Annotated in this window: 8 protein-coding genes and 1 pseudogene; 6 read left to right on the plus strand and 3 right to left on the minus strand. The window is 63.9% G+C overall.

The genetic code is table 11. From position 1 onward, the window contains the following. Positions 1-19: 19 nt before the first annotated feature. Entirely contained in the window at positions 20-946 is a 927-nt protein-coding gene (gene rbsK, locus HWX00_RS36010; RefSeq protein ID WP_175029076.1) for a ribokinase, read from the minus strand. A 662-nt stretch (positions 947-1,608) separates the two neighbouring features. Between rbsK and HWX00_RS36015 the strand changes: the two genes are divergently transcribed. Next, entirely contained in the window at positions 1,609-2,886 is a 1,278-nt protein-coding gene (locus HWX00_RS36015) for an acyl-CoA dehydrogenase family protein (protein ID WP_049034843.1), read from the plus strand. Between the two features lie 224 nt (positions 2,887-3,110). On the opposite strand, the gene HWX00_RS36020 is transcribed toward HWX00_RS36015, so the two are convergent. Beyond that, positions 3,111-4,217 carry a sigma-54 interaction domain-containing protein gene (locus HWX00_RS36020; protein ID WP_175029075.1) on the minus strand — a complete coding sequence of 369 codons (1,107 nt, stop codon included), beginning with the start codon at positions 4,215-4,217 and terminating at the stop codon, positions 3,111-3,113. Beyond that, entirely contained in the window at positions 4,214-5,431 is a 1,218-nt protein-coding gene (locus HWX00_RS36025) for an acyl-CoA dehydrogenase family protein (RefSeq protein WP_175029074.1), read from the minus strand. Before HWX00_RS36025 ends, HWX00_RS36020 begins: the two co-directional genes overlap by 4 nt. 174 nt (positions 5,432-5,605) lie before the next feature. On the opposite strand from HWX00_RS36025, the gene HWX00_RS36030 reads away from it, so the two are divergent. From HWX00_RS36030 to HWX00_RS36050, 5 genes and pseudogenes are all read left to right on the plus strand, one after another. Continuing rightward, complete coding sequence (locus tag HWX00_RS36030; RefSeq protein WP_175029073.1) at positions 5,606-5,833, plus strand: hypothetical protein; 228 nt, start codon at positions 5,606-5,608, stop codon at positions 5,831-5,833. Between the two features lie 40 nt (positions 5,834-5,873). Continuing rightward, positions 5,874-7,065 (plus strand): annotated as a pseudogene (locus HWX00_RS36035) (acyl-CoA dehydrogenase family protein). 244 nt (positions 7,066-7,309) lie between these two features. After that, positions 7,310-7,888: an FMN reductase gene (gene msuE / locus HWX00_RS36040; protein WP_034191103.1), complete on the plus strand. Its 579-nt coding sequence runs from the start codon at positions 7,310-7,312 to the stop codon at positions 7,886-7,888. A 30-nt stretch (positions 7,889-7,918) separates the two neighbouring features. Then, positions 7,919-9,022 carry a dimethylsulfone monooxygenase SfnG gene (sfnG, locus tag HWX00_RS36045; RefSeq protein WP_175029072.1) on the plus strand — a complete coding sequence of 368 codons (1,104 nt, stop codon included), beginning with the start codon at positions 7,919-7,921 and terminating at the stop codon, positions 9,020-9,022. A 15-nt stretch (positions 9,023-9,037) separates the two neighbouring features. Continuing rightward, positions 9,038-9,817 (plus strand): ABC transporter ATP-binding protein, encoded by a 780-nt coding sequence (locus HWX00_RS36050; protein WP_034190397.1) that lies wholly within the window; start codon positions 9,038-9,040, stop codon positions 9,815-9,817. Positions 9,818-9,929 lie beyond the last annotated feature (112 nt).

Below are 9,929 nucleotides of genomic sequence, written 5' to 3' on the forward strand. Positions count from 1 at the left end.
TCGTCGATGAAGGCGCCGTTCAGAGGCCGGCGTCGTGGAGGAAGCGTTCGAACGTCGCGGCGTCGGCGTACGACTTCTGCGTGCCGAGGCCCGTGACCGAATGCGCGGCGTACGCGGATGCGTAGCGCATCGCGTCGACGGCATCGCGCGACCTGGCGTAGCAGCGCGCGAAGCAGCCGATATACGCATCGCCCGCGCCCGTCGTGTCGCGTGCGTCGACCGGGACGCCCGGCACGTGCCGGGCGCCGTCGCGCGAGACGAGCAGCGAGCCTTGGTCGCCGAGCGTGACGAGCACGTGCTTCAGCCCGCGTGCGACCAGCGCTTCGGCGGCGCGAGTGGCGCTTTCGCGCGAATCGACCGGCATGCCCGACACGATCGCGAGCTCGGTTTCGTTCGGCACGAAGAATTCGACGGAGCGGATCCGTTCGAAATCGAGGTCGGCCACCGCCGGCGCGGGATTCAGCAGCACGGGGATGCCGTGCCGTGCGCCGAATTCGATCGCGTGATAGACGGTGTCGAGCTCGATCTCGAGCTGCAGCACGATCAGCGCGCATTCGGCGAGCGCCGGCGCGGCCGCGTCGATGTCGGCCGGCCGCAGGTGGCGGTTCGCGCCCTTGACGATCAGGATGCTGTTGCTCGAATCGGGTTCGACGAAGATCGGCGCGACGCCGCTCGGTACGCCGGCGACCTTGCGCACGTGCGTGGCGTCGATTCCCTCGCGTTCGAAGTTGCGGATCGTGTTGTCGGCGAACACGTCGTCGCCGACCTTCGTGACCATCACGACACGCGCGCCGAGGCGCGCGGCCGCGACGGCCTGGTTCGCGCCCTTGCCGCCGCAGCCGAGCTCGAAGTTCGGCGCCTCGAGCGTTTCGCCCCGGCCGGGCATGCGTGTGACGTAGGTCACGAGGTCGACCATGTTGCTGCCGATGACGGCGATTGTCTCCATCTGCGTCTCTTCCTTTGATATGAGGTGCGCCGCGAGCATGGGGCGGCGACTGTAGTATGTGATAATAAAATCACATTAAATGTGAAAATGCAATCTTATGATGTAAGGAGGGTCACTTGAGCCGGGCGTTCCGCGGGGGCTGGCGCGTACCGAGGTTGTCGACATGCAAAAGACGCGAACAGGACGCTGGACGTCATCAACCGTCTGCGGGTACCGATCATCACGACGGGCCTGGGCGATACCCGGACCCTGGTTTCGCGCTATTTCGCGCGTCTCTGGAAGGCCTCGACGAGTCGACGCCGCACGCCCATTACGGCGTGCCGGGGACCGACGTGCGCGTCACGCGCCGCACGCGACGTCGAAGCCGCATCCGTTGATGCCTCATACCCGTCAATTTGCCGCGCGATGGCACGCGGTGCCGGCGGATCCGGCGTCCTGAGGGCGTTCCGTTCCGGCGATATGGAGGCGCGGCGAAGGAGATCATGAAGCGACACACCCGATGACCGCTGTCCGCCAGCAGCATGTCAGCATGTTTGCTGCGGAATCAGCAGCATTGAAATTGCGGTGAGGGGATTTCAATGCCGGACGGTGCTTGTGCGGTATGGCACGGTTTCTGCATCGGGTGATGCTTTCGACGCCATTTCCAATCTGCCGGAGCCGACATGACCGCTTCAAATCATCTGAAATCCGTCCATCATTCCGATGCCCAGCTGTCGCGGGGCACGGATTACGAGCGCCTGGCGGAGCGCTTCCGCCCGGTTTTCGCGCGTATCGCAGACGGGGCGCTCGAACGTGAACGTTCCCGCACGTTGCCGTATGACCCGATCGAATGGCTCAGGGAGAGTGGGTTCGGCGCGGTTCGCGTACCGGTCGAGCATGGCGGCGCGGGCGCGTCGTTGCCGCAATTGATACAGCTTCTCATCGAACTGGCCGCCGCCGATTCGAACCTGCCGCAGGCGTTGCGAGGCCACTTCGCTTTCGTCGAGGATCGGCTGAATTCCGCGCCGGATGTGGCGCGTGACGAATGGTTCCGGCGCTTTGTCGCCGGAGAACTCGTCGGCAACGCGTGGACCGAAGTTGGCAGCGTCGCGATAGGCGATGTGATTACCCGTGTGCGGCGCGACGGGGATGGCTGGATCCTCGACGGAGAGAAATACTATTCGACCGGAAGCATCTTCGCGGACTGGATCGACGTATTCGCGCGCGATGAAGACGGCCGAGACGTGATCGCGGCCGTCCGGACGAACCAACCCGGCGTGCAACGCAGCGACGACTGGGACGGCTTCGGTCAGCGCACGACCGGTAGCGGCACGACCCGCTTCGACGCGGCGCGAGTCGATGCGCAGAACGTGTTCGACTTCGCGACGCGCTTCAAGTATCAGACGGCGTTCTACCAGCTCGTGCTGCTCGCGGTGCTCGCGGGCACCGGGCGCGCCGCGCTGCGTGACATCGCGCGCGAGGTGAGTTCGCGCAAGCGCATCTTCAGCCACGGCAACGCCCCGTCGTTCGCGCAGGATCCGCAGATCCAGCAGGTGGTGGGAGAGGTGGCTGCGCGCGTATTCGCGGCCGAGGCCACGGCGGTGCGCGCGAGCGAGGCGTCGCAGCGTGCGTACGAGGCACGTTTTGGCGGCGACGAGCAAGCCGAGCACCGTGCGAATGTCGACGCGGAACTGGATTCGGCGCGTGCTCAGATCGTGGTGTCGGACCTCGTGCTGCGCGCGACGACCGATCTGTTCAACGCGCTTGGCGCATCGGGCTCGAGTGCCGCGAAGGGCCTCGATCGCCACTGGCGCAACGCGCGCACGGCGGCCTCGCACAATCCGCTGGTGTTCAAGGCCCGCATCGTCGGCGATCGGGAAATCAACGGTACCGAGCCGCCGTATGTCTGGGCCATCGGCAGCGGGCCGGGTGCGCAAGGCACTTCCACGGTTGCCGCCTGAACGCGTGCGAGGAGCGGACTAGGTGTATCCCGCTCCCTTTACTTCTTCAAGCGGGACTTGCCGAATTGAAAAGGATTGCTGCGTAACGTGTACATGTTCGGCATCGCTGCTTTTCGGTATGCGTGCACGTGAGCGACGACTGCGAGCGATTCATGTATTCCGATGCTTTCGCGCATGAGCCGGCGACGCAATGCATGTCATGCACGGCATCGCTTCGGCGCGTGCTACTTCAAGGCGTTGATTTCCTTTGCCCGGATCAGGCGTGCACGCAATACGTTGCGGCTGATGCCGAGCAGCTTCGCTGCCTGGATCTGATTGCGGTGGCTGAATTCGAAGGCCACGCGCATCACGGTATCCTCGATATGCTCGAACAAATTGTCGTGTTCCGCGTCGAACAGGCAGCGTAGCGCCTGCTCGAACGTTTCCTGAGGATCAAGGTGTGGCGTCGACTCGTGACGGCGGGCGAACGTCGTGTCGCCATACCGGATCTGGAGATCGGAATCCTGGAGCAGATCATGGCGGCTGACCAGCAGTGCGTGGTGGATCACGTTCTCCAGTTCGCGGATATTGCCGGGCCAGTTATGCGCAAGCAGCTTCTGTTCGGCTCGTCTGTCGATATCCGCGGGGCCGTAGCCAAGACGACCGCGATAGTCTTCGATGAAGTATCGCGCGAGCGGAAGGACGTCGCCCGGGCGTTCGCGTAGTGCGGGGATCGCGAGCTGGACGACGTTGAGCCTGTAGAACAGATCGCCGCGGAAGTGGCCTGCCGCGACGGCATCGTCGAGATGCACGTTGGTGGCCGCGACCACGCGCACATTGATCGGAATACTGTGACGCGCCCCGAGCCGGACGATTTCGCGCTCCTGCAGCACGCGCAGGAGCTTGACCTGCATCGACAGCGGGAGATCGCCGATCTCGTCGAGGAACAACGTGCCGCCGTTGGCCGCCTCGAACCATCCGGGCTTGGCGCTGAACGCGCCCGTGAACGCCCCCTTCTCGTGGCCGAACAGTTCGCTCTCCACCAGCGTTTCCGAAAACGCGCCGCAGTTGACCGCGACGAACGGCTGATTCTTGCGATGGCTCAGATTGTGTACGTGGCGGGCAATCAGCTCTTTCCCGGTTCCGGTTTCACCGATGATGAGCACGCTTGCGTCGCTGGGCGCGATCATGCGTATCTGGTTGAGCAACGCGAGTGAGCGTGGATCGACGAAGACCTGCGCGCGTGCACGGATCGAGGTGGTGAGCGCGTGCCGATCCGGCAAGGTCAGCACGTCCGGGTCGGCAGTGTCATCCGGGTCGCCCGGTTGGGCGGGAGGGAGCGGGCGGTTCATGAGTAGAAGGTCGGTTGGGGGTAGGTTCGTTTGAGTGCCCACTCGCCGAGTTCCCGCAGTTTGTAGGCCAACGGATCGTGCAGCGAGTGGGTGCGCAGGTTGCGCCAGTGTCTGTCCAGACCCAGTGCGCCGTGGGTAGCGCGTGCGCCCGCGACGTCGAACATGCGGGTACAAACGTCCAGCCCGGTCCGTATCGCCGAGACTTTTGCGCTCGCGACCGCAATCGCGACTTCTCCGCGCTCATCGTCGCTGAGTGCCGCGCCGAGTGCCCATGCATCGTCGAGTCGGGCGGCGGCGCGGTCGGCCAGAACGCGGACGGCCTCGAGGCCAGCCCAGAACTCTCCATACTGGCCGAGGATATAGGGGTCGTCGTCGGTTCTTTCCGCACGGGACGAGGGCCAGGGTCGGGCCTCGTGCAAGGTGTAGTGTCGTGCGTCGTTGAAAGCGCCCTCGCTGATGCCCAGGTAGACGTTCGTGAGGACGAGCTGCGCGATCAACGGGCGAAGGCAGGCGAACGGTGTGGAGAGCGGTCCGGGATCAGAGAGGATTTCGTGATGCTCGACGCGCACCCGTTCGAAGGTCACGGTGCCGCTGTCGGTTTGGCGCTGGCCGATATTGTTCCAGTCCTCGGAGATGGAAATGCCGCTGCGGTGCGTCGGGACAGCCGCGATGAGCAGCGCGTTGGTGTCGACGTCCCGAGCGGAAGCGATCAGCATTTCGGAATCGAGTGCGCCGGAGCAGAAGCTTTTCTGGCCACTGAACTCGAGCCAGCCGTTGCCCGGAGAACTGATCGTGCGCTCGTCGAGCGGATTGAGCGCGTTGCCCCAGAACCAGTCGTGGGCGGCCGTCTGCTGGAACCATGGCTCCCATTGCTCGGCGGCGCCGAACAGACGGACGGTGGCAAGCAGCAGATGATGAAAACCAAACAGGTGGGCAAGCGAGCCGTCGGCACGCGCGAGCGTACGCACGACGTTCAGCGTGGTCAGCCAGTTCGCACCGAGTCCGCCATAGACGGCTGGAATACTGAGTCGCAACAGGCCGCTGGCGCGTAGCGCATCGCGCTCGGCCTTTGGCGTGCCGCCCGCACGATCTCGCTCGGCGGCGGTCTGCCCGAATCGGGCAGCCAGTTCTTCGGCGATGACGCGTACTGCCGAGGTATCGGAGGGCGTGCCGCGAAGCCCGATCGTATCCGGATAGGTCGAGAGTGTTGCCATGTGAAAGGTAAGAGTGAAGTGCGGCGTAGTGTTCCGGTGTGAGGGATTCTCTTTGCGTCGATGCTTCCTGGAAAGCAACGAATTTTCATATCCAAATCAGAAGCTTGATTTTCAGGCAGCGGGAAGGGGCGCGGTTGCTTGGTGGTCAGCATCCTGCTGACGGAATGCTGATTGATGAGCACGCGCGGCGATCGGCTCGTCAGAGCGGGCAACGCCACGAATGAGTTTCTCCCGACGGGCGGCGGCGCGGTGCCGGCCATACGCGCATCGATCGTCATCAGCTTGGCACTGCTTGGATTGCAACCGTCGTCGGTCGTGTGCAAGCCCGTTACGGGGCACGAGCGGCGCCTGCTGGTTCTGATGCTTTTGATTCCATTAGCCCATGGCATGGAACATGCGTGAGCGTCTGCTCGAACAATGTCGATCAGAAGGTGTTTCGCTCATGAAGCATATCGGTGCGGAGACAGTCGAAATGGCCGCGTGGCAGCCCGTGGTGGAGTCCGTCGTGCAGGAGCTGGCACGTACGGCGATAGCGCGCGACCGGGCGGGTGGAACGGCGTTGCACGAGCGTCGAGTACTTCGCGATAGCGGCTTGCTTGCGCTGAGCGTGCCCCGCGCATACGGGGGGGCACGGAGCGACCTGGTCCGGCACGCTGGCCGTCGTACGGCGTCTCGCTCGGGTGGACAGCTCGCTCGCGCATCTCTTCGCTTTTCACCATCTGCATCTCGCGACAGTGCGCTTGTTCGGGCGCCCGCAGCAGTGGGAGCCCTGGCTGGAGCGGACCGTTTCGCAACGCTGGTTCTGGGGGAACGCGCTCAATCCGCTCGACAAGGGTACGCGCGCGGAATCGGATGGGGCGGACGGATGGGTTTTCGTCGGGCGCAAGAGCTTCTGCTCCGGCGCGGCCGATTCGGATCGCCTGCTGGCGTCGGCTTTCGATGCGCAGGGACGTTTGCTGATTGGCGTGGTGCCGACTGCGCGCGAAGGGATCGCGATCCTCGACGATTGGGACAACATGGGGCAGCGTCAGACGGATAGCGGGACGGTGCTGTTCGAACAGGTGAAGGTGGCCGGCGACGAGATCCTAGCCGATCCGGGGCCTTTGTCTTCGCCGTTTGCATGCTTGCGGCCGCTGTTGGCCCAGTTGATTCTGGCGCATATCTATCTTGGTCTCGGCGAAGGCGCGATAGGCGCCGCGCGGGATTTTACGCGGGAGAGTACGCGATCGTGGGTCGCGTCTCCGGCATCGCATCCGACGGAGGATCTGTATGTGCAGGGTCACTACGGTCGGTTCTGGCTTGCCATCGAGGGGGCAAGCGCATTGGTCGAGCGCGCCGCGGGCGCGTTCGATGTGGCCTGGCGGCGCGAGGCGGCGCTGACGGAACGCGAACGGGGCGAGGTGGCGATAGCCGTCGCGGCGGCGAAGGTTTCGTCTGCGCAGGCTGGTCTCGATATCACGCAGCGCATGTTCGAAGTGACCGGCGCGCGGGCAACGACGGCCGCGCTGCGGTTCGATCGGTTCTGGCGGAACCTGCGTGTTCATACCCTGCACGATCCGATCGACTACAAGATTCGCGAGTTGGGGGACTGGGCCCTCAACGAGCGTTTTCCGACGCCTTCTTTTTACTCCTGATGCTGCTCGTGACGCGGCCCGGAAGCAGGGATGCTGCGGGTCAGTCATCTGGATCGGAGATATGGATTCCAGTCCGTTCGGAATGATTTAAGGATCGGCTTGCGATCCGCGAAATGTCGCGGCGTGACCGTAGATTGAGCCCATTTTTTCCGTTGCGGAACGGAAGAGGCGTGTTTGGCACGGTATTCGCTAGATGGTTGGTCGACGTTATCGGACTCGTGCGACAGATGAAGAGGAATGCTTGATGGGAAAGAAGACATACAAGGTCGTTGCGGTATCGGGCAACACCTCGCGGCCGTCACGAACGCTCGCGCTGTCGGAGGCGTTGCTGTCCGGCTTGCGTGCCGAGTTGCCTGTCGAGCCGCATTTGATCGAACTCGGGGCGATCGCGCCGGTGCTGTCCGGTGTGCTGTCGAGAGCGGATGCCGGCGACGAACTGGAGCGACAGTTGCGCGCGATCGAGGAGGCGGATGCATTGATCGTAGGAAGTCCTGTCTATCGGGCTTCGTATACGGGGCTCTTCAAGCATCTGTTCGATCTTGTGCATCACGAGGCGCTGATCGACGTGCCCGTTCTGCTGGCTGCGACGGGGGGCAGCGAACGTCATGCGCTGGTCATTGACCATCAATTGCGCCCGCTGTTCAGTTTTTTCCAGGCGCGTACCTTGCCGATTGGCGTGTACGCGTCCGAACGGGATTTCCAGAACTACACGATTACGAGCCCCGAGTTGCGCGGGCGCATCCGGCTGGCCATCGAGCGGGCCGTCCCGCTCGTTCGCGAAGTCGGCGGATTTGAATCTTCCGCGGCCGTGCCGGTCGCGTGAATCTCGATACTTTCCAACCAGGACATGTCCATGAGCAACACGACTTCTTCCGCCGATGCCGTCAAATTCGCGTACTGGGTGCCGAACGTCAGCGGCGGCCTCGTCGTCAGCACGATCGAGCAGCGTACCGACTGGAGCCTCGAATACAACCAGCAGCTCGCACGCACGGCCGAGGCGGCCGGCTTCGACTACGCGCTGAGCCAGATCCGCTTCACCGCCGGCTACGGCGCCGAATACCAGCACGAGTCGGTGTCGTTCAGCCAGGCGCTGCTGCATGCGACGACGAAGCTCAAGGTGCTCGCCGCGATCCTGCCGGGGCCGTGGCATCCGGCGGTGGTCGCGAAGCAGCTCGCGACGATCGACCACATTTCGAACGGGCGCATCGCGATCAACGTCGTGAGCGGCTGGTTCAAGGGCGAATTCACCGCGATCGGCGAGCCGTGGCTCGAGCACGACGAACGCTATCGGCGTTCGAAGGAATTCATCCAGGCGCTCAAGGGCATCTGGACCCAGGACAACTTCACGTTCAAGGGCGACTTCTACCGCTTCAACGATTACACGCTGAGCCCGAAGCCGGTGCAGAAGCCGCATCCGGAGATCTTCCAGGGCGGCAGCTCGCGCGCGGCGCGCGACAACGCGGCGAGCGTGTCGGACTGGTATTTCACCAACGGCAATACGCCGGAGAACCTGAAGGCGCAGATCGACGATATTCGTGCCAAGGCGGCCGCGAACAACCATCGCGTACGGATCGGCGTGAACGCGTTCGTGATCGCGCGTGATACCGAGGAAGAGGCGAAGGCCGTGCTCGACGACATCATTGCGCATGCGCACGTCGAGGCGGTCAATGCGTTCGGCGACGCGGTGAAGCAGGCGGGCAAGGCGTCGCCGGAGGGCGAAGGCAACTGGGCGAAATCGACGTTCGAGGATCTCGTGCAGTACAACGACGGCTTCCGCACGAACCTGATCGGCACGCCGCAGCAGATCGCGGAGCGCATTGTCGCGTTGAAGGCGATCGGCGTCGATTTGGTGCTGGCCGGGTTCCTGCATTTCATCGACGAAGTCGAGTACTTCGGCAAGAAGGTGCTGCCGCTCGTGCGCGAACTCGAAAGCCGCCAGCAGCCGGTCGCGGCCTGACCCGGAGCGAGACGCATGACTCAGACCGCACCGCCGCTGCTCGCGCTCGAGCGCATCTCGCTGTCGTTCAAGGGCGTCAAGGCCGTCACCGACATCAGTTTCGAGGTGGCGGCGGGCGAAATCTGCGCGCTGATCGGACCCAACGGCGCGGGCAAGAGTTCGCTGCTCAACGTGATCAACGGCGTATATCGGCCGGAGCAGGGTGCCGTCCGGTTCGACGGGCAGGTGTACCGGCGCATGGATCCGTATCGCGCCGCGCACCGAGGCATCGCGCGCACGTTCCAGAATCTCGCGCTGTTTCGCCGGATGAGCGTATTCGACAACGTGCTCACGGGGCGCAACCTGCATCGACGCAGCACCTGGCTGGAGCAGACGCTGCATGTCGGACGCGCACGCCATGACGAGGCCGAACAACGCAGGTACGCGGAACGTGTGATCGAGAAACTCGACCTGCAGGCCCATCGCGACACGGTGGTCGGCACGCTGTCGTATGGCTTGCAAAAACGCGTTGAACTGGCGCGCGCGCTCGCGGCCGCGCCGCGCCTTTTGTTGCTCGACGAGCCGATGGCCGGGATGAACGCCGACGAGAAGCATGCGATGGCCGAATACGTGCTCGATGCCAACGCGCATCTCGGGGTGACCGTGGTGCTGATCGAGCATGACATCGGCGTCGTGATGGGCGTGTCCGATCACGTGGTGGTGCTTGATTACGGCAGGAAAATCGCCGACGGCAGGCCCGACGAGGTGCGCAGGCATCCGGATGTGCTGGCGGCCTATCTGGGCACCCGTCACTGACGGGAACGGACGACAACGGGGGGGTGCCCCTATGTGTTTCGTCAAGCGTTAGGGGCTGACTTGGGTTGGTAAATGGTGCCGTCGCGCAGCATGGCGAACAGGACGTCGCAAC

The organism is Burkholderia seminalis DSM 23518, from assembly GCF_902832885.1.
Classification (GTDB): Bacteria; Pseudomonadota; Gammaproteobacteria; order Burkholderiales; family Burkholderiaceae; genus Burkholderia; species Burkholderia seminalis.

Coding starts and splice junctions, on each gene's coding strand:
- rbsK (WP_175029076.1), bottom strand. CDS start 946: ATGGAGACAATCGCCGTCATCGGCAGCAACATGGTCGACCTCGTGACC.
- msuE (WP_034191103.1), top strand. CDS start 7,310: ATGGGAAAGAAGACATACAAGGTCGTTGCGGTATCGGGCAACACCTCG.
- HWX00_RS36050 (WP_034190397.1), top strand. CDS start 9,038: ATGACTCAGACCGCACCGCCGCTGCTCGCGCTCGAGCGCATCTCGCTG.
- sfnG (WP_175029072.1), top strand. CDS start 7,919: ATGAGCAACACGACTTCTTCCGCCGATGCCGTCAAATTCGCGTACTGG.
- HWX00_RS36020 (WP_175029075.1), bottom strand. CDS start 4,217: ATGAACCGCCCGCTCCCTCCCGCCCAACCGGGCGACCCGGATGACACT.
- HWX00_RS36015 (WP_049034843.1), top strand. CDS start 1,609: ATGACCGCTTCAAATCATCTGAAATCCGTCCATCATTCCGATGCCCAG.
- HWX00_RS36030 (WP_175029073.1), top strand. CDS start 5,606: ATGAGCACGCGCGGCGATCGGCTCGTCAGAGCGGGCAACGCCACGAAT.
- HWX00_RS36025 (WP_175029074.1), bottom strand. CDS start 5,431: ATGGCAACACTCTCGACCTATCCGGATACGATCGGGCTTCGCGGCACG.